This is a genomic window from Pectobacterium sp. A5351 (assembly GCF_028335745.1).
Lineage (GTDB): Bacteria > Pseudomonadota > Gammaproteobacteria > Enterobacterales > Enterobacteriaceae > Pectobacterium.
On record NZ_CP116477.1, the window covers coordinates 3,438,207 to 3,460,631 of the forward strand.

Below are 22,425 nucleotides of genomic sequence, written 5' to 3' on the forward strand. Positions count from 1 at the left end.
GAAAAAATCCACATATTGTTTAAAGAATGATGGGTATAGATAATGTATTCTCAGGCCTAGCGTTAATATTCGCAGCCATATTTACTTAATCCTTACCATTTCTTGCAGCAAAGATTACCGCTACCTTTACTGACTCGGGGTAAATTACTCACCTGCGTTATTTACTCCCGTTAAGATGCATTCATTAAGGACGACTTTCCCTGATGCAATCACGATTTTTTACACGACGCCGTATGACGATCGCGCTTGGTCTTATCGTTACTGCCGTGCTTATTCATCTATTTTTCAACAAGCCATCGCCCGCGCCAAACGCTATCACCGCCGCCGCAGAGATAGCAGATCTTGAACAGACGGTTCTCGCTGACGGAAAAATTGAGGCGCAGAAACAGGTCAGCGTTGGTGCACAAGCCTCGGGACAAATCAAATCGCTGCATGTCAAACTCGGCGATAAGGTGAAAAAAGGGCAATTGATCGCTGAAATTGATGACCTCACCCAGCAGGATACGTTAAGAAACAGTGAAGCTGCGCTCAAAAACGTTCAGGCTCAGCGGGCCGCTAAACTGGCGGAATTACGTAACAATGAATTAAGCTGGCAGCGTCAGCAAATGTTGATGAAACGCGGCGTGGGCGTACAGGCCGACTACGATAGCGCGAAAGCCACGCTGGATGCCACCAAAGCCAATATCGATGCACTGGACGCTCAGATTGTTCAGGCACAAATTACCGTCAACACTGCCAAGGTTAACCTAGGGTATACCCAAATTCGTTCACCAATGGATGGCACCGTGGTGGCAATTCCTGTTGAAGCAGGCCAAACGGTCAACGCTATCCAGACTACGCCAACCATTGCCAAAGTCGCCAATCTGGACACCATGACCATCAAGGTGAAGATTTCAGAAGCCGACGTCGTCAAGGTGAAAACCGGCATGCCCGTGTGGTTCAGTATTTTGGGCGAACCCAATAAACGTTACGAAGCCACGCTAAGTTCGATTGAACCCGCGCCAGACTCCATCAACACGGACTCAACCACGACATCATCCAGTTCGAGCACCACCACCAGCTCTTCATCCAGCACCGCTATTTATTACAACGGCCTGTTTGATGTGAAAAACCCTGACGGCGTATTACGTATCTCCATGACAGCACAGGTGTATATTCTGCTGTCTTCAGTGAAAAATGCCATTGTCGTCCCAGCGACGGCATTAACCTCACGCAATGGCATGTGGTACGTGCAGGTGATGAATGCGAACAAGAAGATCGAATCGCGTCTGGTCACGATCGGCCTCAATGATAACGTGCGTACCCAGATCCGTTCGGGGCTCAGCGTTGGGGAACAGGTGGTTGTCAGCCCGTCATCCGGTGATGTCGCGTCCACGCATCCCGGCCCGCCGATGGGGATGTAACGCATGTCCACATCCTTACTTAAGCTAACTGGCATTACCCGACGCTTTTCCAACGGCGAACAGGACGTCACCGTCCTCAAGGACATCAACCTGACGATTAATCAGGGAGAAATGGTGGCCATTGTTGGCGCATCCGGTTCGGGAAAATCCACGCTGATGAATATTCTCGGCTGTCTGGATAAACCGTCCTCCGGGGATTATCAGGTGGCAGGGCGCGCCGTGGGCGAACTGGACAACGACCAGTTGGCGGAACTGCGCCGCGAGCATTTTGGCTTTATTTTCCAGCGCTATCACCTGCTGGGCGACCTCAGCGCGCTGGGAAATGTCGAAGTGCCGGCCATTTATGCCGGTAAAAGCCGACAGGCTCGCCGTCAACGGGCATCGGAGCTGTTAAGCAGGCTAGGACTGGAAAATCGCCTCCACTATCGGCCCAGCCAGCTTTCCGGCGGCCAACAGCAGCGCGTCAGTATCGCCCGTGCGCTGATGAACGGCGGAGGTATTATTCTGGCGGATGAACCCACCGGTGCGCTGGACACCCACAGCGGCAACGAGGTGCTGAGCATACTTCGCGATCTGCACAGACAGGGCAATACCGTCGTGATCGTCACCCACGATATGACGATTGCCGAGCACGCGCAGCGCATCATCGAACTGCGCGATGGCGAAGTGATTGCCGACCGACAAACGCGTCCCGAAGAGGCCACCGCGCCGTCGCCCGAGGCCGCTAGTTCTCCGACGGCCTCGGCTCTGAACCAGTTCAAAGACCGCTTTATTGACGCATTCAAAATGGCACTGCTGGCGATGAACGCCCAGCGGATGCGCACTTTTCTGACCATGCTCGGCATCATTATCGGCATCGCGTCGGTTGTTTCGGTGGTCGCACTGGGAAAAGGCTCGCAGGAGCAAGTGCTGGCCGACATCAACTCGATGGGCACCAGCACGTTGGACATTTTCCCTGGCAAAGACTTCGGCGACATGGATGCCAGCGCGATCCAAACGCTGCGGGCCAGCGATATTCAACCCCTGACACAGCAACCCTACGTGCATAGCGTCACCCCGTCTATCTCCACCAGCGTCACGATGCGCTATAGCAACATTGCCGTGTCTGCCAGCGTTTCTGGGGTGGGTGAACAGTTCTTCACCGTGCGTGGTTACACGCTGCAACGCGGTGTGCTTTTCCCTCGCAGCAGCGTCGATGAACTGGCGCAGGACGCGGTGATTGACAAAAACACGCTTAACAAGCTCTTTCCCCACGGCGAAGATCCCATTGGACAAGTGATTCTGCTAGGCTCACTGCCCGTTCGGATTATCGGCGTCGTCAGTAAGAATCAGGGCGGCTTCGGCAGCGACGAAAACCTGAATGTCTGGGTGCCGTACACCACCGTGATGAAGCGCATGGTCGGGCAGTCCTACCTGAAAAGCATCACGGTGCGGGTGAAAGACAATATTGATATGAATGTCGCCGAGAAAAGCATCACCGCCCTGCTCACGCAACGGCACGGTACGAAAGATTTTTTTGTCATGAACACGGACAGCATCCGTCAGATGATCGAGAAAACCACCACCACGCTCACGCTGCTGGTGTCGATGATTGCGCTGATTTCGCTGCTGGTCGGCGGTATCGGTGTCATGAACATCATGCTGGTCTCCGTCACGGAGCGAACCCGAGAGATCGGCGTTCGTATGGCGGTCGGCGCACGCACCAGCGACATCATGCAGCAGTTTCTGATCGAAGCGGTGCTGGTCTGCCTGTTCGGCGGCATAATCGGTGTGGCGCTGTCGCTGGCTATCGGCGTGCTGTTTGCACAGTTCAGCAGCAATTTCGCGATGAGCTATTCCAGTTCATCGATTATTGCTGCATTCCTGTGCTCCAGCCTGATCGGCATTATCTTCGGCTTCTTCCCCGCCCGCCGTGCGGCGCGGATGGAACCGATCCACGCACTGGAGCGAGAATAGCCAGCTCCGTTACTCTAAATAATTCGAGTTTCAGGACAAAAACGGCAAGGCGTTTTTGAACAGCGCTTGCGCTGACCCCGGAGGGGGAGGCCGTAAGGCCGAATAACGCGGCAAGAGAGGGACAAATTCGTCGGGAACGAATTTGACCAGCCAACGGCTGGCCTCCGGTGAGAGACAGGATGTCTCTCATTTCATCCCGATGAGCTTACTCAAGTAAGTGATTCGGGTGACAAATCTGCCGGGAGCAGATTTGAACGCTGCTTGCAGCGGCCCTTCAGGGCGAGGCCCACGACGGGCCGAGTATTTGAACGCAGCCAACGCACATGCAACTCGAAGTATGACGAGTAACGTTAGTCAAATACCCCGGTGGACAGATACCGATCGCCGCGATCGCAGGCGATTGCCACAATCACGCTGCCGGGGTTTTCCGCAGCCATCCGCAGTGCGCCAGCAACCGCGCCGCCGGTACTGACGCCGCAGAAGATCCCTTCCTGACGCGCCAGTTGCCGCAGCGTATTCTCGGCATCGACCTGTGTCATATCCAAAATACGATCGACCAAATCGGCGCGGAAAATGCCCGGCATATAGTCCAGTGACCAACGGCGAATACCGGGAATATGGCTGCCTTCCGCAGGCTGTAGCCCGACCGTACAGATTACTGGGTTCTGCTGCTTCAGATAGCGGCTGACGCCGGATATCGTGCCGGTCGTTCCCATGCTGGAGATAAAGTGGGTCAGCTTACCCGCCGTTTGCTGCCAGATCTCCGGGCCAGTCGTGAGAAAATGCGCCAGCGAATTGTCCGGGTTATTGAACTGATCCAGCGTTTTCCCCTCCCCAGCCTGCACCATCTGTTTTGCCCGATCCCGCGCCCCTTCCATCCCTAACTTGCGATTAACCAGAACCAGTTCTGCGCCATACGCGCGCATCGCAGTCTGACGTTCATAGCTCATGTTGTCCGGCATCAGCAGACGTAACCGATAGCCCTTTACCGCCGCAATCATCGCCAGCGCAATGCCGGTATTCCCGCTGGTCGCCTCGATCAGCCGATCGCCGGGAGTAATGTCCCCGCGATTCTCTGCCTGTTGGATCATAGAGAGTGCCGCCCGATCTTTTACCGATCCGGCGGGGTTATTCCCTTCCAGCTTCAGCCAAATTTCACTGTTCAGCCCCTGCGTCAGGCGCTGCAATTTCACCAGCGGGGTATTGCCAATACACTGCTCAAGCGTTGTCACAAGTTGAGTCCTAAAAAGTCCCACCCACTTACGGAGTGAACGATAAAATTAACGTTGCTGACAAACCCATGATGGTTAATTCGAGATACACAGGGCGAGGTATCCCTACGGGAACCTCATCTCTGTGTTTCCCCTAAAATCTGACTTTGCCAGCAATCTCAATTTACTGCTTTTCAGGCGGATTCTGTTCCCGCCCTTGCGCCATTTGCCGTTTTACCCGCCACTGCAAAGCGCTTTTGATGAACAGCGTCAATATCGCCATCACGGTTAACAGCGCCGCAGCGGTAAACGCGCCCACGCTGTTATAGTCCTGATGCAGTAATTCGACCTGTAGCGGCAGCGTATAGGTTTCACCACGAATCGCCCCCGACACCACGGATACCGCACCAAACTCGCCAATCGCACGGGCATTCGTCAGTACCACGCCGTACAGCAACGCCCAGCGAATATTCGGTAGCGTCACCCGATAGAACACCTGCCAGCCCGAGGCACCAAGCAGCACAGCCGCCTCTTCTTCCTGACTGCCCTGACTCATCATCACCGGAACCAGCTCCCTGACCATAAACGGGCAGGTCACGAATATGGTCACCAGAGCAATGCCCGGCCAGGCGAACATCAGCTGTAGCCCCTGTTCATCCAGCCAGCCGCCAACTGGCCCGTTGGTGCTGTAAAAAAGCAGATACAGCAAACCCGCTACCACCGGCGAGACGGCAAAAGGAATGTCGATCAGCGTGAGCAGCAATTGCCGCCCCGGAAACTGAAAGCGCGTGACCAGCCACGCCAGCAGCGTGCCAAAAACCAGATTTACCGGTACGACAATCGCAACCACCAGCAGCGTGAGACCAATCGCATGCAGCATGTCAGGATCGCTCAGGTTACGCCAGACGCCCCCTAGCCCGTGCGCCAGCGCCGCGGCAAAAATTGACACCAAAGGGATGACCAGCATGATGAGCGATAATATCACGCCCAGCGCAATCAGCGCTGCCCTCCCCCGGTTGCGTTCCTGCCGAACAGGACGAGCGTGACGCCGAGCCGTCACGCCAGGAATCTCAGCCATTACACGCTCCGGGTTCGTTGACCAAAACGACTTTGCAGCACGTTGACGGCAAACAGGATCAATAAAGATGCCGCTAACACAACAGAAGCAATCGCGCTCGCGGCAGGGAAATCAAACTCCTGCAAGCGGATAAAAATCATCAGCGAAACGACTTCCGTCTGCCAGGCGATATTCCCTGCAATAAAGATGACCGCGCCAAATTCGCCCAGACTGCGGGCAAACGACATCGCGGTGCCCGTTAAGAGCGCCGGGGTCAATTCCGGTAAAATGACATAGCGAAAACACTGCCAGCGATTCGCCCCCAGCGTCTGCGCCGCCTCTTCATATTCCGGCCCCAGCTCTTCCAGTACCGGTTGAACGGTACGCACCACAAAGGGAATACTGGTGAACGCCATCGCCACCGTAATCCCTAGCCAGGTGTACGAGACCTTGATGCCGAATTCAGCCAGCCATGCGCCATACCAGCCGGTGGTTGAAAACAGCGCGGCCAGCGTCAGCCCCGCGACGGCGGTGGGGAGCGCAAAGGGCAAATCCATCAGTCCATCCAGTAAAGCACGGCCGGGAAAGCGATAGCGCGTCAGAATCCACGCCATCAATAGGCCGAATCCCGCATTGAATACTGTCGCCAATCCCGCGGCCAGAAGCGTCACCTTGTAAGCAGCCACCACCTGCGGATTGGAAATCACCGCCCAGTATTGCGTCAGACTCATTTCCGAAAGCTGCATGACCAGCGCACTTAAGGGCAGTAACAGAATCAGACAGACGAACAGCAGGCTGCTGCCCAGACTCAATGCGAATCCCGGCAGCACCCGTTTACCTGAACCAGAAAAGAGGTTACCCGACCCCAAAGCCATTACTGACGACCAGCCGCCAGCAATTTATCCAGCTCACCACCGGTGTCGAAGTGGGTTTTCATCACCTGCGGCCACGTGCCAAACTGGTCTTCCACCCGGAATAAGGTGGTTTCTGGGAAGCGGGACTTCAGCGTTTGCGTCAGTTCAGGGTTATTCACGCGATAGTAAAAATCCGTGATAATTTTCTGCGCTTCCGGGCTATACAGATAATTCAGATAGGCTTTGGCCGCCTGCTCGGTGCCATTCTTTTCGACATTCTTATCGATCCACGCCACGGGGAACTCCGCCAGCACGTTGACCTTCGGGACGATCACCTCGTAGTTCTCGGCACTGTACTGATTACGGATGTTATTCACCTCGGATTCAAAGCTGATCAGCACATCACCTAACTGGCGCTCCACAAACGTGGTGGTTGCACCACGGCCGCCAGTATCAAATACTGCAACGTTTGCCAGAAAACGCGTGATCCACGCGCGGGTTTTGGCCTCGTCGCCACCGTTGGCTTTACTGGTCGCGCCCCAGGCTGCAAGGTAGGTGTAACGGGCATTGCCGGAGGTTTTCGGATTCGGAAAAATCAGCTTCACATCATCACGCACCAGATCGTTCCAGTCGTGAATCCCTTTAGGATTGCCTTTGCGAACCAGAAACGCCATGGTCGAGTAGAACGGAGAACTGTTATTCGGTAAACGCGCCTGCCAGTCGGCGGGAATCAACTGCCCGCGATCGTGCAGGATCTGGACGTCCGTCACCTGGTTATAGGTCACGACATCGGCCTTTAGGCCCTGCAAAATAGCCAGCGCCTGTTTAGACGAGCCAGCATGCGATTGTTTGATCGTCAGCGGATCGTTAGGGTGCTGCGAAAACCACTGTTTTTCAAAACCGGGATTGAGCGCCACAAATAGCTCACGCGACACATCATAAGAGCTGTTCAGCAGCTCGGTAGCAGAGACTGCGCTCTGACCACCCAGCAGCAATGACAGCGCCAGAGAACCTTTCACCAGCCAGCCTTTCACCTGTACGTGATTCATTTTATGTCCTGCCAGAGTTAGCGCCTATTCGCTAGGCCTTGTTATGGGGGATCTATCGTTTGCATAGCTATTTTTTGAAAAAAATGCACTTGTCAGCGCAACTCAGTGTAGGGGGAAGTGGTGGTCAACATATAACCTTTATATATAACATTTCGGGATTTTTAAGCGTTAAAGGACATAACCCCAAGACAAAAGAGATAGGAAGAAAAAGCGGAATGGAGAAAGAAGGTATGGCCCGATAGCCTGATGCCTGCACAAATACAGGCATCAGGAAAACGCGTTGGATCTTATAGCGATAAAAGTTGATCCAGAGACGGCGCGAAGAAGTAGCTGCCGCTGACAGCGCGCGTAAAGCGCAGCATCTCATCGCGTTTGCCGTCACGATCGCCGAACATGCTCAGCAACTGCTGCTCGATGTTATGCAGACGTGCGCAGTAGGCGACAAAGTAAAGCCCGTTCTTCCCACTCGCGGTGCCGTAAGGCAGGCTCTGACGCAGGATTTTCAGCCCTTTGCCGTCTTCCTTTAAATCCACACGGCTGAGATGTGATGTCACAGGGCGTTCATCAGAAGACAGCTCTTCGTTGTCCCGCTTGGTGCGCCCGATCATCTGTTCTTGCTGCTCTACGCTAAACCGCTGTAGCTGCTTCAGATTGTGTTCCCAACGTTGGGTAAAGACGTAGCTGCCGCCCGCATCCGGTTGGCCTTCTGGGATAATCGCCACGGCATGGCGGGCATCGCCCTGCGGGTTTTCCGTGCCGTCAACGAAACCACTGAGATCGCGATCTTCCACCCAGCGGAAACCGTGCGTCTCTTCTTCGATACGAATTGCGCCACCAAACGCGGCCAGCGCCGCCTGTGCCAGCGTGAAATTCACATCATGGCGCAGCGATTGAATGTGGATCAACAAATCGCGCTGCGTAGCAGGTGCAAGCCCGTTACCCAGCGGCGTAAAGGGTTTCAGTTCCGCCGCGCCGCGAGTGCAGTCCAGATCGCGCCAGACATCGTTGCCAAATGCCAGCACCGCGCCTAATCCCGCATCGGGATACTGCTGCTGTAGCTCTTGTAACGTCTGACAGAATTTTTTGCATCCCTGCCGGATAACATCAAACTCTCCCTGAATCATCGCTTCCATAAAGATGGCAAAACGGCGGTGTTCCAACAAAATACCGCTTTGAATTGGTGTCATTTCTGCTTCCTCAAGCGTCAGTTTTCTCTTTTGTTGTTATGGTTTACTACGATTATGGCTTACGACTATAGCGATGGCGCGTGCGACCACCGAAAAACTATCAGGCGGCGCCGCTATCATACCGGAAGCCGCCTGACGTTTACCTTGCGTCAACGCAAGTTAGTTTCGCGCCTGCGCGTGCCACACAATCTTACTCACTTTCCAGTTTTTCAGGATATCGTCAGGCGGCATCAAGCCTTCCGGGCCGCTCCATTCGCCGGAATAGAGGTAGCTGATATGCGTACTCTGCGGCGCGGCACATTCCACACTCTGCGCATCATCACCTTGCCCTAACTGGCAGGATTCAAATGCTTTGCTGTAGGTATTGCTAAAGGCGTCACCGATTTTCACACCGCCTGCGCTGCCTACCGCCGGATCCATGACCTCAACTTTGCGTACGCTGCCCTTCGGCTGACCGCTGACGATCATCTTCACGTCTTTCCCATCCAGCGCTTGATAAAACGCGACCAGTTGACCGTTGGAGGTACCCATTCCACTACGCAGTTGATAGTCGCCATCCAGCGCGCTCTGTAGCGCCCCTTCGGACAGTGGCGTACCAGCATTGATGCCACCAACACCCGCATCAGTCACCTCCAGCGAACTGCCAAACCAGTTAAACGGCGACAGGCTGGACCAGGAGAAATGGGAAAGCGTGCTGCATCCGCTCAGAAACAGCGGTAACCCCAGCACCAGCGATAAACCCAGCGGGCGAAAATTCATGGTATGTACTCCTCAAAATTGAACGGCTTCCGGCGTCAGCCACCCTGGCAAGATGGGAATTGGAGTCTGCAAGCGACGAAAAGTGCCGTAAAGACGGGATAATCCTGCGGAAGATTATAGAGGGCATGAGAAAAGAAACCTACCAGAACGACAGACAAAGGCCGCAGAGTGCGGGGGTAACGGATAGATCGTAAAGTCGCTGTAAACACGTCCATGTGCGCTCGGCTTGCGCAGATATGAATCTCATCCCTGAGATTCACCCTTGCAGGGCCGTCGCAAGCGACGTTCAAAAGCGTTCCTGACGCTTTTGTCCATGGCGCAAACGCTTTACTCTTCTATTCCGTTACTCCCGTTTTCATTCGTCGAATAGATTTATCAACAGTTTGAGACCTCCCGAACGTCGGAAGGCCTGCGAACAACATCAACTGCGCTGTGAGGAAAAATCGGTTAAGTCATAACGGTGCGGGAACAGATCGTCCAGCTCCGTCTGGTGCGTAATCGCCACCACGGTACACGCAGGCAACGCCATCTTGACCAAGGCAAGAAGCTGTCTGGCAGCGTCATGATCCAGATTGCTGGTCGCTTCATCCAGATAGAGCGTATCGGGTTTGGCGATCAACGCACGGGCAAAGGCAACACGCTGCCGCTCACCGCCGGAGAACACCCGATCCCAGTTCAGTTGCTCATCCAGACGATCGCGCCACGCGCCCAGCCCGACGCTGTCCAGCGTCTGACGCAGCATCTCGCTGTCAGCCAGCGGCGGGTGCGGATAGCAGAGAATCTCCGCCAGCGTCCCCTGCCCCAGATAGCTTTGCTGCGGTAACAGCAAACTACGCCCTTCCGGTGCCTGCCAGCGACCATCGTAATAGGGCCACAGACCGTTTAACGTACGCAGCAGCGTTGACTTCCCTAGCCCGCTGCGGCCAGCAAATTTACTCCAGCTCCCCGCTTCGCAACTCAGATCCACATGTTGCAACAGCGGAGAACCCTGCGGCGTGGTGAAAGAAAGCTGATCAATACGTAAATCCTGTCCTACCGGCGCATCGACCTGTTCAGACTGGTGACGTTTGATTTCTTCCTTGAACTGGCTGAGACGCGCCATACTGGCAGAAAGAATCACGAACTCTTTGTACTTATGGATAAACCAGCTCAACGCACCGTGCACTTGCGCAAACGCCCCGCGGATCTGCATCAACCCGCCCAGCGTTACTGTTTTACTCAGGAAAGCAGGCAGAGCGGCAAAGATCGGCACAATCTGGCTTACACGCATATAGCCTGTGGTGAAGAAGCCCAGATTACGCTCGGCATTCATAAAACGCCCCCAGTTCGACACGATGGCAGAGAAATGCCGCTGAAGATGGCTTTTCTCTTGCGCTTCGCCGCCGTACAGCGCGATTTGCTCGGCGTTATCATGCTTACGCAGCAGCGCCGCACGGAAATCGGCCTCTGCCTTTTGCTTCTCATAATTAATATTATGCAGACGTTTCCCGACCACATGCGTAATCAGGCTGCCGAGCAGCGTATACAGAATAGCGATCCAGACCAGATAACCTTCGATTACCCACTCTTTGCCAAACAGGGTAAAGCGCTGAACGCCCGATAATCCCCACAGAATGACGACGAAAGAGAACAAACGAGCGGTCACGATCAAAAATTCGATGACCAGACTAACGGCTTTGTCGACAAACAGGTTGATATCTTCGGCAATACGCTGGTCTGGGTTATCAATCTTGCCCGCAACTGACATCCGATAAAATGCCCGCTTCGCCAGCCAGCTATCTACCAGCTCGGCGGTTAACGCGGTACGCCAACGGATAATCAGCAGTTTGGTAAACCACTCCTGATACACGATCGACCCGATATAGAGCAGGATGTAAACGCCGTATTCTTTCATCAGAGACAGAAGCAAATTGCTGTCGAATGCGCCTAACGCATCATAAAACGTCTTACTCCACTCGTTTAACAACACATTGAGATAGACGATCATCCCACCCATCGAAATGGTTACGAGCAGTAGGAGCCATGCCTGCCAGCTGCGTTTGCCGCCCCAGAAGGGACGGCAGAGATCGGCAAACTGTGCCGCAATCTTTTTCACTCTTTCACCTCTTGCGGCAAGGTGATGTAAAGCACGCGGTTATCCGGGTTGTATAGCTTCGCCGACATCGCCCGCACGCCTTCCAGCGTGATGCTGTCAGCCAGTTTGGATACACTGCTCAGATAGCGCGGATCGTCATAGTGACGGTAGCTCAGAAGCAGGCGGCGCTGTATTGTCATGAGATCGCTCTGACGCCCTTTTTCTGCACGGATAAACTGTGCTTTTTGATCGTCCACATCTTCCTGAGTAATCTTCGTCGGCAGTTCAGCAAAGACGTGCTCGGCCAGTTTCCACAGCTCCTGCGCACGTTCTGGCGCGCTGCTGAAACTCACTTCCGTCTCAATACGCTGTTTCTTATCTTCCAGCTCGCTATCGACACGCATGCGGTAAATACCCAGTGCGTCATCACGCAGGCTCGTCTTGAGGTATTTATTCGCAATATTACGAGCAATACTCACCTGCACGGCGGCTTGTGGCGTCCACGTATATGGTGTGAAGCTCCAGGTCAGGATATCGGCACGCGGCTCGATATTGATAGCCGATGTCGCTTCACGTTTACCCGGCAGCGCCAGATGTGATTTCACGTCACTGGCTGGCTGACGTGGGATCGTCGCGAGATAGCGTTCAACCTGCGGCAAAATCTGTGCAGCAGGCATATCGGCGATCAGATAGTAGGTGACTGGCGCAAAAGCGGCTTTATGCCACTGTGACAGTAACGCCGGTGCCGTAATTTGCTTCAGCTCGGCAATTTCAGGCTGCTGCCAGCTTGGCCCACCAAAACGCAGCGTAGTGATTTCGCTGGCACGTTTTCCTGAAACAGACTGATCGTCATTGGCCTTCTGACGCGCCAGACTCATCATGCTCTCTTTCATCACCTCAGGATCGATACCCGGTGCCACATTCAGCTCGCGGTATAACCCCAGCAGACTGGCTAGTTGCTCAGTGGGGGCGCTCCCGTTTACCGTCAGTTGATCCGCTTCCTGATCGATGCTCAACGACAGGGATTTATCTTTTTTCCAGTTCGTTAGCGCTTCACCACTCCATGTCGCAGGGCCGCTCTGATTGACCAGTTGACTCGCCAACTGTGCCTGCCACGGATTCAGCGACGTCGCCATGAATCCAGCCTGACTCGTCGCGGTGAGATACACTTTCTTGCCCGCTTCCGGCGCGCGCAGCCACACGACGCGATCGCCATTACTCAACTGCCACTGCTCGACCTTCTGCGCCGCAAAGGCTTTCACCGCCGTACGCTTTCCGCTTTGCGTCACGGCAGGAAGCTCAGGGATGACTTTTTCTTTTTCCACCTGTAACGGTGCCAGCGTCGCTGCCGCCCACTGCGCCTGTAACTTACGCATCGCCTCCGGCTTCGGCAGCGTGAAAGGTGTCGCACCCGGCACACTAAATTGTACCAGCGTATCTGGAGAAGCTAACCAACGTTGCCAATGGCGGTTCACCTCTTCCGCGGTGATGGTGTCCAGCGCGTCCAGTGCATCTGTACCGCGCTGCTGGCTGCCGACATACGGGCGATCCTGCTGCCAGACGATGGTCAACTGCTGAACCCAGTCTGCAAATTCACGCGACTCAGGGGTATCGCTCATACGCTGTGCGACTTCACGAATATCGGAGGTGATCTCCGCGATGTCCTGTTCGTTTAACGGATAGCGTTTGAATCGTTCAATTTCTTTCAGTACGGCAGAAATCGCGGCGTCATGACCACCCGGCATCACATTGGCGAAAAAGCCCAGCGCGGCCGTCGTTTTACCGATATCCGATTTACGTATCACCAAACTACTGGCATCTTGTGGCAACTCCGCCTGCTGGCGACGAACCTGACGCGTAACCGCAGACATCGTGATTTGGGTGAGCAAACGATGACGAAAATCGGATTGGCCGAAGGTGTCTTTATCATTGAAACGGTAGACAAACGACACCTGACTGCTACCACTTTGGCTATCCTGCAAACGCGCCACGTTGAGCTGCGGTTTCAGTAACGGCTCATAGTAATCACGGGCTGGCACAGCAACATTCGGCAACGGTGCAAAATAGCGTTGAATATCGCGCTCCGCCTCCGCAGGCGTGATATCACCGATAATCATCAACCGCATATTCGACGGGTGATACCAGCGCTGATAGAAATCCTGTAGTACGCTAGCCGGCGTGTCGTTAATCGACTGTTCGGTGCCAATCGTCGGGCGGGAAGGATAGCGAGAATCATGGCGAATCGCCTGTACGCGCTGCTGGTTCATGCGTTCCGCTACGCCCAGCTTGCCGCGCCACTCTTCCAGGATAATTTTGCGCTCATCATCGAGATCGCTTTGCAGCAGCTTGGCATGACCGGTCATCTGGCTCAGCGCCTGCAAGGTCGTCCCCAGATCGCGATTCCCTTTCGGCGGGCTCATCATGTACATGGTGCGTTCGTAGTTGGTCACCGCGTTATAGCTCTGTCCGCGTCCCCATCCCTGTTTGTGCAGTTCTGTACTCACACCTTGAGGAAACGCCTCGCTGGCGCGGAACACCATGTGCTCCACCATATGCGCGACGCCGGACTCGTTGTCCTTCTCATCAATCGAACCGACATCCACAATCAGGCGAACATCTACCCGCGCTTTCTGCCCTTCCAGCGGCACGAGGGTATAACGCAATCCATTCGCCAGCGTTCCTTCTTTAAAAACCGGCAACGGACTTTTCACTTCTTCGGCCTGGCTCACCACGCTTCCCGCTAACAGGCAAATAACGCCCGCCAGCCAATACATGATTTTACTTTTCATCACTGACCTTTATTATTTTTATCACTTACCATGAATACGTCACATCCAGCCAGAACTGACGACCTAATCCATAATTAGATTCATTCTTGTTGGCTTTATTTAGGACATTGAGTACATCTACGCCCACTTTTAGATTCTGCTTACCTAATGGCTGGGTGTAGGCGATACGCCAGTCCAACAACATATTGTTGCCATACTGTTCTTCTTCATAAACATCAGTAGAACCGACATACCCGGAACAGCGGTCGTCATCTGGGCAGTTAATGGTTTCAGTACGTTTAATGGCTTTATAGCCACCGACATAACTTAAACGCTGTGTCCAATCTAAACGCCAGTTGGGTATTTCAGTATTCAGCTCAAGAAACGCCGTCCAAGGGCGGTTGTAATTATCGGCGGGTTTATCAATCGCTCTGATCATTTTTCCGTTATAGATAATCTGGCGATCGAGATCTGCCTCAGTGTCATAGTCCTTATTTGAGGAGGTACTTTTATGAATATTCGCTCCCGCCGACCAACTGAATACCGTAGAGTTCCATTCAATGGGGGAAACAGGCTTGACCATCAAACTAAATGTGTCTGATTCGGATTTACCGTTATTGGTTAACTCATAGGTTTTTGTCGCTGTATCTCTCTCAGCAGCAAATTGGTCTTTTGCTTCACGATGAACCCATTTCAAAGTCCAAACGGTGTCATAAATTCGCTGCTGCGCACCGAGATTGAGTTCATCACTGTAAGGAGTATTTAATGACGTGTATCGGTAATTAGCTTGGTTAAGCTTCCTACCAAAGACCCATTCATCGGGCGTTACATTCGTTGATTTTTGGGTACATCCACCGACATTAGTCAGCGTATTAGCTCGACATTCGGTATACGGTTGCTTGCGTGCTTCACGCAGCTTATAGGCCAACACATTGCCAGCATAGTAACGATTCACCCCACCGAAAACCTCGGTGGAACGATCGCCCCAAACGTCATAACTGGTACTGAAGCGTGGTGAGACGTTCATGTTTTTCATGTAGTCGTCATAATCAACGCGAACGCCGGGTACCATTGTTAAACGGGAAGCCGTCAGCGTATCCTGTAAATAAACCGAGTAAGTACTGGCGGCTACGCTCACATCAGACGCTTCATAAACCGCTCTTTGGCTGAGGTACTGTTCACCGTTGATACAAGCTGAGTCACCGCTTTCACATACTATCGCAGCGCTTTTGACTGCTACTGTATAGCTGTAAGAGGTGTCTCTACGTTGGTAGCGAGCTTTGGAAAAATCGGTATCAAAACCAAAATCAAACTGGTGTTGTACTCCCCATGCAGAAAAAGGATTTAGCTGCCAATCTTGTTTGAAGTTAATGCCCGATTGCTCAGTTCTTACCGTGCCATATCCCCCCTGCTGAGCAGCAGTTCCAGAAAAGCTCGATACCCAGTCAATACTGTCTGTTTTAGCCCAGGCATAAAAGTTATCACCTTCGTTCTTGATGGTGTTCTCGTTCTGCTTCCATATTAACTGTGTGGCAACTTTTCCCCATTTATTCTGATTATCCCACTTCAGGTTGGCGTTATATCCACCACCTTCAGCAGTAAAACCAGCACCCTTAATATTGGAACGCACATAGCTTGCACTATGGGGTGAATGCATGAGTGATAAGCTAAATTGGTTTCGTTCATTAGCATCCCACGCGCCACGTAACATATAGGTTTCGGATTCGCGCGATTGATCTTCCCATTTTTGAAAAATCGTATGCCAGAATGGGATATCAGATTCCTTACGGCTATACACAAACATCAGCGCCGCATTATCATTCAAGGGCTGGCTAACGTTCAGGTTATAAAAATTTTTGGTGAATTTAGGCTGCCTCTTAAGCGTAGTTGCGGCACTAAACGAGGCTTCATCTTTTTTCTCCAGATGATATTTCGTCCATGACGAACGCGTCGTACGGTAAGAGACAGAACCAGACGGCTCGGTAAACGAAGGTTTCTTAAGTTTTGCATCAATTACACCGCCAGTGAATTGACCATACTTAGCCGACACATTACTGTCGTAAACCGACAAACTGTCAATCAGACTGCTGTCAATCCAGAAGGATTCAGGATGACCAGATGGGAAATCATCAGCGGCATTCCCATTGGCAGTAGACCCCACCTCACCGACATTCACACCAGGGTTCAGGCGATCGTTATTCGACATCCCGTCGATCATGAAGTTGTTGTTATAGAACTTCTCACCGTGGAACGAGACAACATCTGGGGCCAGTTCCCCCGGTGTCTCACTGTTGCGTGACGTTTCAGAAAATTGCACATTTGGATTAGTGCGCAGCAATTCAGTGATATTTCCATTACTCGTCGGCTTTTTTGCGATTTCCTCAGCCACCAATTGTTGGCTACCGATCTCCATCGGCCCCGGCGTAATCTGCGCTTTTACCATGATTACATCGCCACGCCCTTCATTTCCTGTTCGGCTATTCTCTGCACCCGTAGGTATGCTCTGTACATCATCCGCCGCAGGCACGCTAGCCATTGGGCGAATGATAAAAGCGTTACCGGTTCCTGTAGGCTCGGCATAAAGGTTATTACTGTTCAATAACCTGTCCAAAGCCTGTTCCACCGTGTAGTTTCCTTCCAACGCAGGAGCTTGTTTCCCTGCAACCAGTTGGCTATCAACACCAAAATTGACCCCCGTCTGCCGTGCCAACTGTGTTAATGATTTTTCCAATGACTGTGCAGGAAGGTGTATTGATTGCGCTAGTGCCGTTGCGCCAAACGCCGAGCTGCCTCCGCTTAACGCCAGCGTTAGCATCGCAGTCGGCCAAATTGTGTTACGCATCCCCAAAAAATTACGCATGAATTTACCCTGAATTATTTTATGTTTTCAGGAGAGAAGACGTTGTTCAGCAAAAATCGGGCAGAAGAAAATAAAAATAATTATCATTTATATTTAAATTAACTGTTTACTATTGATTATTAACGGTTTTTATTTTCACTAATCCAGACAAGGTAGCCGAGAGACTGCCGGACGGAGATGGGAAGGGAATGTTTCAGTAGTTCGAGCGCTTGCTGACTGTCATTCAATGGCAGAACGCCGGTAAAGTGCAGACTGTCGAGTTCCTGACGCTGACGCGGATCCAGATAAATTAGCCCTGGGTAATGACGGGAAAGTTCATCAACAACCTGAATGAACGGGGCATTTTCAAAAATCAATTGGTTGTGAATCCAACCCGCTTCCGTTGATGCCCCCACTGGCCGGGTAATATGGAGCCGATCAAGCCCAACCTGCTGACCAGCACCAAGATCAAGGCGGATATCCGAGTTCCCATGTGCGGTCACACGTACACGAGATTCGTCAACGCTCACCAGCGTATCTTCTCCTGTATCACGTACGCTATAGCGAGTACCCAGTGCCTGAGCCGTTGCCTGTGCACTGTCAATCACAAACGGTCTGCTACGCGGATCTTTAGCAACATGCGCGTAAACTTCACCACGTAGCAACGTGATCGTTCGTTTTTGTGGTGTAAAGGAAATATTCACAGCTGAATTGCTGTTCAGCATCAATTCGCTACCGTCATCCAGCACAATGCGCCGGACTTCACCAGCAACAGTACGCTGATCGGCCAACCAATAAGAATAAGGCAGTTGGCTTAGTAACCAACCACCTGCGATGAAAATCGCCAGAGCAACATAACGGGATGAGCGCGATTTGCGGGATGTCGCCGCTGGCGTGATGGCAGCACTTGCCCATAATTGCTGCATCTGATGATAAACCACAGAATGGCGGACGTCGCTCAGGCACCACTGCTGCCACTCTTTGTGCAGTAATATCGCGTCGTCGCTATCCTGTTCGACCTCTGAGAAGCGTAGTACCCATTCAGCGGCTTGCTGCTGGATCTGCTCAAAGTCAGCGTTACGCTTCATCATGTTCCTGGAAGAAGATCCGACTATGGAAATGCACCATCGCTTTCGCCAGATATTGCTTTACGCTACTTTCACTCACGTGCAGCGCCTCAGCAATCGTCCGATAATCGTGCCCTTCCACGCGCGCCATAATAAATGCACGTTGTACCTTTTCATCTAACTCATGGGTCAAAATATGCAGCGCCGTCGCCACAAGCTGACTTATCGCAACACGATATTCCGCAGAATGCTCTTCTTCCCCATCAACTAATACCGCTAATGCAGATAACGCATCTTGTTCCAGTTTACGCTTACGGAACTGATCTATCATGACGTGATTCGCCGTCACCATCAGATAAGCCTTAGGCTGTCGGATAGCGGTAGGGTCAGCAAGCGTCAGGAGTTTTAGGAAGGTGTCATGGGTAAGATCATCTGCCTGATGAATGCAGCCCATTTTTTTACAAAGCCATCCCCGCAGCCATCCTTGGTGGGTCTGGTAAAAATCACTCCAGAAAGAAGTTAGCTGCGTCATAATGGTTTCAACAGGCAAAAAGCAGATGACATTAGTTTAATTGATACTCATTATCATCTAATCCAGTAGCACGATGCAACACTTTTTAAGCGGTATGAGGCTGTCACGCAATTAAGGACTTTATTGTATCCTTACGACCATCGCCAGCCAGTTTCCATCGCTGATGGTGAACTACCCAAAGTCAGCCAATGTACAATTTAAATTACGGTCTCTAAACATTCGATTGATTCAATAAATATCAACTCTCTAATAAAAAACTGGAACTGTTTATCTAACCAGTTCCAGTTTCATACCGATGTTAATGCATCGATCCTGTCCTATCGGCACGCTCAGTTATACTGTTCGTTATTCAAAAAAAATTCCATTACCGCCATAACCAAAAATCATTATCAAAGAAACTCATCACCTCTCGCATATGTTCTTCGTATAAATAAGCCTGCATAGCGATATCACGCTGAATCAATGCAGCCTCCCTCTTTCTTCTTGTTTTATAATCATCACCAAAATCATTAAGTGTAGTGGTCAACAAAAACTGGCCACGGCTTTAGAGTTTTTCCAGAACAATCTTTCTGATTCATTCGGCGTCAAACCACCATTATATTGATGGGGTCTGAGCTGGCTGTAATATCCTGTGATGTAATTCGTTATTGCCGTGCTGGCTTGGCTAAAATTCGTGTAGCCATTATCCGGTACCCACTCTGTTTTCAGGCTTCTGAAGAACCGTTCCATTGGGCTGTTATCCCAGCAATTTCCCCGGCGACTCAGACTTTGCTTTATCTGATATCTCCACAGTAACTGCCTGAAATTCCTGCTGGTATAGTGACTGCCTTGATCCGAGTGATACAGTAAATTAGCCGGTTTTCCCCGTGCTTCCCAGGCCATCGACAGGGCTTTACCTGTCAGTGCTGAATCAGGGAAAAATGACATCGCCCAGCCAACCGGTTTACGGGAAAACAAATCGAGTACTACAGCCAGATAAGCCCAGCGTTTTCCCGTCCAGATATAAGTCACATCACCGCACCAGGCCTGATTAGGCTCGGTAACAGCAAACTGGCGAGCCAGATAATTAGGGATCTCAATGTGTTCCTTAGACGCCTTCTTATAACGATGGCCAGGTTGCTGACAACTGATAATATTGAGCGCTTTCATCAGCTTTGTTGCCCGCCAGCGGCTCAGTTTTATACCTTTGGTGGTGACCATCGCGGCAATGCTTCGCGCTCCTGCTGAGCCGTTACTTTCGCGATAAACTTCACGCACAAGGCTCAGTAATGCCACTCTCGTGGCGTCAGGCTTCCTGGGCTGCCGCCAGTATTTATAACTGCTGCGATGAACCCCAAACACGTTGCACACAACGGCAACAGGAAACCGCGCCCTGAGTTTCTCAACTAATGAGAATTGTTCAGGGAGTCTGACATCAAGAGCGCGGTAGCCTTTTTTAATATATCCCTTTCCATTTCAACGCGTTGAAGTCTTTTCTTTAGCTCACGTATTTCAATCTGCTCAGGTGTCATGGGTGAAGCAGTGGGTGATTTTCCCGCTCGCTCTTCTTTCAGTTGTCGAACCCATTTGTCCATCGTGGATTTGCCGACATTCATTGCCGTTGCAGCGGCGGCAACGGTGTAGTGCTGATCGAGTACAAGCTGGGCAGCTTCGAGGCGAAACTCGGGGCTAAAATTACGTCTGTTACGTCCGGTCATAATGTCACCTGTTTTGACTGTGAGGTGATGATATCACCTCTATTCAGGTGGCCAAATTCAGTGTGCCACTACAAAGTTCATTCAAAAACAAATCCCACTCATTACGAGTAATATACCCCCAGGACTTTGGCGTTTTTATTTTTAGATTACCATATTGAAATGCCAAATCTGCTATCGCCGTCCGTGTGTTTGTCGGTAACTCATTAAACTTCAAACCAACTGATTCGGCATCAAAAGCATTTCCTACCTCTCTTAGTGCTTTTTGTGTGTAAATAGAAGTTAAGAAGTCAGCGTCATTTTCACTCAAAGTTAATGGTGAGTTTCTTAATTTTTCAGCAGCAACACTCCCTTTAATTTTGGTATAAGGTGACAATATATCCACAAGATCTTGCGGTACGCCATCACGTAGCAATTCATTTTTATCTCGTTGTCCTAAATCCACACCTCCACCGATAGTAACACCTGAGTTTTCATCTGATTTCCCCTCTTTATTTTTAGGAACATACCCGTTTTCTTTAAACCCTTCAGACTCTAATAAAAAATTTATATTAATTCTCAGCTTGTCTGAAAGCATCTGTCGACGTAATTTAACTCGTTCATAAAGTAGCTCTTCAGCACCGGTTCTAATAACACAATTAGAAATAGGATAAGCTGAGCAAGTTAATAAAAACATATCCTTATCTTCTGCTTCTAAGAAATTTCCATCACTCTGATCAACATCGCCATGAATTAATAATGCTACACAAGTCGAGCATGAACCGGCACGACATGAATATGGCAAACTCTCCCCAGCTTCTTCGAAGGCATCTAATATATACACATCATCAGGGCATTCAATCTCTATGTTAGTATCAAGATCTCTTACTATATACGTTGCCATTTTCATTTCCTTTTTACAAAAAGGACTATCGTGCGCAAAAACACTTTTCCCGCTTACATCCAGGTCGCCGTTTTTTTATCTCTTCATATTTTACTTTTCCTTCTGTTTCGTTTACTCCATGAAAATTAACTTCCAATTTATTTTCACTTTGAAAACCCTCATCTTTTTTCATTCATTGGCCTCATTTATAAAATAAATAGCTTCACCTGCCATCATGGCTATATCAATTCACGATTCACACCGTAAATTAGAGGGTATAATGCAAGATCCTAATCATTTTTTATTTTAAAGAATTTTAATAACCAGAATTGTCCTGTGGAATAAATAGAACCATTGAAATAATTACGATCAGTAACTCTACCATTGCGATAGGGTTCGTAAATTCCTCACTAAATGGTGAATTAAGAAAGTTAATCAGAATAAACAAGACATTAAACGGCCAATACACTGATAAACACATTTATAACAATGGGTTAGCAAATAAATAAGAAAAGGTGCACCATTAACGGCGCCCCTTTTCTCAGCATTGGGAATATTCTAGAGAAGAAAAAATATTAACGGATATCGCTTGAAGATCGGAATAAATCAATATTCCCGATCTTCAATCAGGCGTTTTCCCAGCGTGACGCTATCAACCATCTCGTAGTCGAGTTTTTCATACATGCCGATGACAGCATCGTTGTCCTCACGCACCATCAGGTGGATCTTCGGACAGCCGCGGGCAATGAGTTTTTTCTCCAGTCGGCTAATCAACGCATTCGCAATGCCGCGGCCACGAAAATCAGGGTGCACGCCAAGGTAGTATGCCGAACCACGGTGGCCGTCGTAACCGCCCATCACCGACCCCACGATTTCGCCGTTCACCTCTGCGACCAGAAACAGATCGGGGTCGTGATTGAGCTTACGTTCGATGTCCATTTCAGGATCGTTCCACGGGCGCAGCAAGTCGCAGCGTTCCCAAAGGGTGATCACGGCTTCAAAGTCATCCTGCCTGAATATGCGGATTTCCATCACAGTCGCCATTTTGTAATAAGGTAAATCGTGATTATCGCGTGATTTTTATCAGACGCAATCCTAAATTGCGCACCGCCA

The 22,425-nt window shown here is 51.1% G+C and carries 17 protein-coding genes; 2 read left to right on the forward strand and 15 right to left on the reverse strand.

The features are described 5' to 3' along the window. Window positions 1-203 precede the first annotated feature (203 nt). Window positions 204-1,403 carry an efflux RND transporter periplasmic adaptor subunit gene (locus tag O1Q74_RS15910; RefSeq protein WP_271874593.1) on the forward strand — a complete coding sequence of 400 codons (1,200 nt, stop codon included), beginning with the start codon at window positions 204-206 and terminating at the stop codon, window positions 1,401-1,403. 3 nt (window positions 1,404-1,406) lie between these two features. Next, entirely contained in the window at window positions 1,407-3,359 is a 1,953-nt protein-coding gene (locus tag O1Q74_RS15915) for a MacB family efflux pump subunit (RefSeq protein ID WP_271874594.1), read from the forward strand. A gap of 350 nt (window positions 3,360-3,709) precedes the next feature. Here the strand turns inward: O1Q74_RS15915 and cysM are convergent, their stop codons facing one another. From cysM to O1Q74_RS15990, 15 genes are all read right to left on the reverse strand, one after another. Further along, window positions 3,710-4,591, reverse strand: a complete 882-nt coding sequence (gene cysM, locus O1Q74_RS15920) for a cysteine synthase CysM (protein WP_271874595.1) — start codon at window positions 4,589-4,591, stop codon at window positions 3,710-3,712. A gap of 163 nt (window positions 4,592-4,754) precedes the next feature. Then, window positions 4,755-5,648: a sulfate/thiosulfate ABC transporter permease CysW gene (gene cysW / locus O1Q74_RS15925; RefSeq protein WP_271874596.1), complete on the reverse strand. Its 894-nt coding sequence runs from the start codon at window positions 5,646-5,648 to the stop codon at window positions 4,755-4,757. Beyond that, window positions 5,648-6,502 (reverse strand): sulfate/thiosulfate ABC transporter permease CysT, encoded by an 855-nt coding sequence (gene cysT / locus O1Q74_RS15930; protein WP_271874597.1) that lies wholly within the window; start codon window positions 6,500-6,502, stop codon window positions 5,648-5,650. Before cysT ends, cysW begins: the two co-directional genes overlap by 1 nt. Then, the gene (locus O1Q74_RS15935; protein WP_271874598.1) at window positions 6,502-7,530 is read right to left on the reverse strand and encodes a sulfate ABC transporter substrate-binding protein; all 1,029 of its coding nucleotides are present in this window, start codon (window positions 7,528-7,530) and stop codon (window positions 6,502-6,504) included. Before O1Q74_RS15935 ends, cysT begins: the two co-directional genes overlap by 1 nt. A 287-nt stretch (window positions 7,531-7,817) precedes the next feature. Beyond that, window positions 7,818-8,717 carry a Dyp-type peroxidase gene (locus O1Q74_RS15940; protein WP_271874599.1) on the reverse strand — a complete coding sequence of 300 codons (900 nt, stop codon included), beginning with the start codon at window positions 8,715-8,717 and terminating at the stop codon, window positions 7,818-7,820. Window positions 8,718-8,876: 159 nt separating this feature from the next. Further along, complete coding sequence (locus O1Q74_RS15945) at window positions 8,877-9,476, reverse strand: RpoE-regulated lipoprotein (RefSeq protein ID WP_271874600.1); 600 nt, start codon at window positions 9,474-9,476, stop codon at window positions 8,877-8,879. Between the two features lie 421 nt (window positions 9,477-9,897). Beyond that, window positions 9,898-11,571 carry an ABC transporter ATP-binding protein/permease gene (locus O1Q74_RS15950; RefSeq protein WP_271874601.1) on the reverse strand — a complete coding sequence of 558 codons (1,674 nt, stop codon included), beginning with the start codon at window positions 11,569-11,571 and terminating at the stop codon, window positions 9,898-9,900. After that, on the reverse strand, window positions 11,568-14,339 hold the full coding sequence (locus O1Q74_RS15955) for a M16 family metallopeptidase (protein ID WP_271874602.1): 2,772 nt from the start codon (window positions 14,337-14,339) through the stop codon (window positions 11,568-11,570). Before O1Q74_RS15955 ends, O1Q74_RS15950 begins: the two co-directional genes overlap by 4 nt. Window positions 14,340-14,364: 25 nt before the next feature. Further along, window positions 14,365-17,178, reverse strand: coding sequence for a TonB-dependent receptor (locus tag O1Q74_RS15960; protein WP_271874603.1), 2,814 nt, complete (start codon window positions 17,176-17,178; stop codon window positions 14,365-14,367). A gap of 119 nt (window positions 17,179-17,297) precedes the next feature. Beyond that, window positions 17,298-18,248: a FecR family protein gene (locus O1Q74_RS15965; RefSeq protein WP_271874604.1), complete on the reverse strand. Its 951-nt coding sequence runs from the start codon at window positions 18,246-18,248 to the stop codon at window positions 17,298-17,300. Then, window positions 18,235-18,756 (reverse strand): sigma-70 family RNA polymerase sigma factor, encoded by a 522-nt coding sequence (locus O1Q74_RS15970; RefSeq protein ID WP_039485027.1) that lies wholly within the window; start codon window positions 18,754-18,756, stop codon window positions 18,235-18,237. The genes O1Q74_RS15965 and O1Q74_RS15970 overlap by 14 nt, the downstream gene beginning before the upstream one ends. A gap of 522 nt (window positions 18,757-19,278) precedes the next feature. Continuing rightward, a protein-coding gene (locus O1Q74_RS15975) for an IS3 family transposase (protein ID WP_442953095.1) occupies window positions 19,279-20,453 on the reverse strand; the annotation gives its coding sequence in 2 pieces (ribosomal slippage) (window positions 19,279-20,195 and window positions 20,195-20,453; 1,176 coding nt in all). A 43-nt stretch (window positions 20,454-20,496) separates the two neighbouring features. Further along, the gene (locus O1Q74_RS15980) at window positions 20,497-21,333 is read right to left on the reverse strand and encodes a pesticin C-terminus-like muramidase (RefSeq protein ID WP_271874605.1); all 837 of its coding nucleotides are present in this window, start codon (window positions 21,331-21,333) and stop codon (window positions 20,497-20,499) included. A gap of 25 nt (window positions 21,334-21,358) precedes the next feature. Beyond that, window positions 21,359-21,505 carry a hypothetical protein gene (locus tag O1Q74_RS15985; protein ID WP_271874606.1) on the reverse strand — a complete coding sequence of 49 codons (147 nt, stop codon included), beginning with the start codon at window positions 21,503-21,505 and terminating at the stop codon, window positions 21,359-21,361. 413 nt (window positions 21,506-21,918) lie between these two features. Continuing rightward, the gene (locus tag O1Q74_RS15990; RefSeq protein WP_180743370.1) at window positions 21,919-22,344 is read right to left on the reverse strand and encodes a GNAT family acetyltransferase; all 426 of its coding nucleotides are present in this window, start codon (window positions 22,342-22,344) and stop codon (window positions 21,919-21,921) included. Window positions 22,345-22,425 lie beyond the last annotated feature (81 nt).

Bases quoted from the DNA above. Each gene is read 5' to 3' on its own strand.
- cysT (WP_271874597.1), bottom strand. From the start codon at position 6,502: ATGGCTTTGGGGTCGGGTAACCTCTTTTCTGGTTCAGGTAAACGGGTG.
- O1Q74_RS15990 (WP_180743370.1), bottom strand. From the start codon at position 22,344: ATGGAAATCCGCATATTCAGGCAGGATGACTTTGAAGCCGTGATCACC.
- O1Q74_RS15970 (WP_039485027.1), bottom strand. From the start codon at position 18,756: ATGACGCAGCTAACTTCTTTCTGGAGTGATTTTTACCAGACCCACCAA.
- O1Q74_RS15965 (WP_271874604.1), bottom strand. From the start codon at position 18,248: ATGATGAAGCGTAACGCTGACTTTGAGCAGATCCAGCAGCAAGCCGCT.
- O1Q74_RS15915 (WP_271874594.1), top strand. From the start codon at position 1,407: ATGTCCACATCCTTACTTAAGCTAACTGGCATTACCCGACGCTTTTCC.
- O1Q74_RS15945 (WP_271874600.1), bottom strand. From the start codon at position 9,476: ATGAATTTTCGCCCGCTGGGTTTATCGCTGGTGCTGGGGTTACCGCTG.
- O1Q74_RS15910 (WP_271874593.1), top strand. From the start codon at position 204: ATGCAATCACGATTTTTTACACGACGCCGTATGACGATCGCGCTTGGT.
- O1Q74_RS15960 (WP_271874603.1), bottom strand. From the start codon at position 17,178: ATGCGTAATTTTTTGGGGATGCGTAACACAATTTGGCCGACTGCGATG.
- O1Q74_RS15985 (WP_271874606.1), bottom strand. From the start codon at position 21,505: ATGAAAAAAGATGAGGGTTTTCAAAGTGAAAATAAATTGGAAGTTAAT.
- O1Q74_RS15955 (WP_271874602.1), bottom strand. From the start codon at position 14,339: ATGAAAAGTAAAATCATGTATTGGCTGGCGGGCGTTATTTGCCTGTTA.
- cysW (WP_271874596.1), bottom strand. From the start codon at position 5,648: ATGGCTGAGATTCCTGGCGTGACGGCTCGGCGTCACGCTCGTCCTGTT.
- O1Q74_RS15935 (WP_271874598.1), bottom strand. From the start codon at position 7,530: ATGAATCACGTACAGGTGAAAGGCTGGCTGGTGAAAGGTTCTCTGGCG.
- O1Q74_RS15980 (WP_271874605.1), bottom strand. From the start codon at position 21,333: ATGGCAACGTATATAGTAAGAGATCTTGATACTAACATAGAGATTGAA.
- O1Q74_RS15940 (WP_271874599.1), bottom strand. From the start codon at position 8,717: ATGACACCAATTCAAAGCGGTATTTTGTTGGAACACCGCCGTTTTGCC.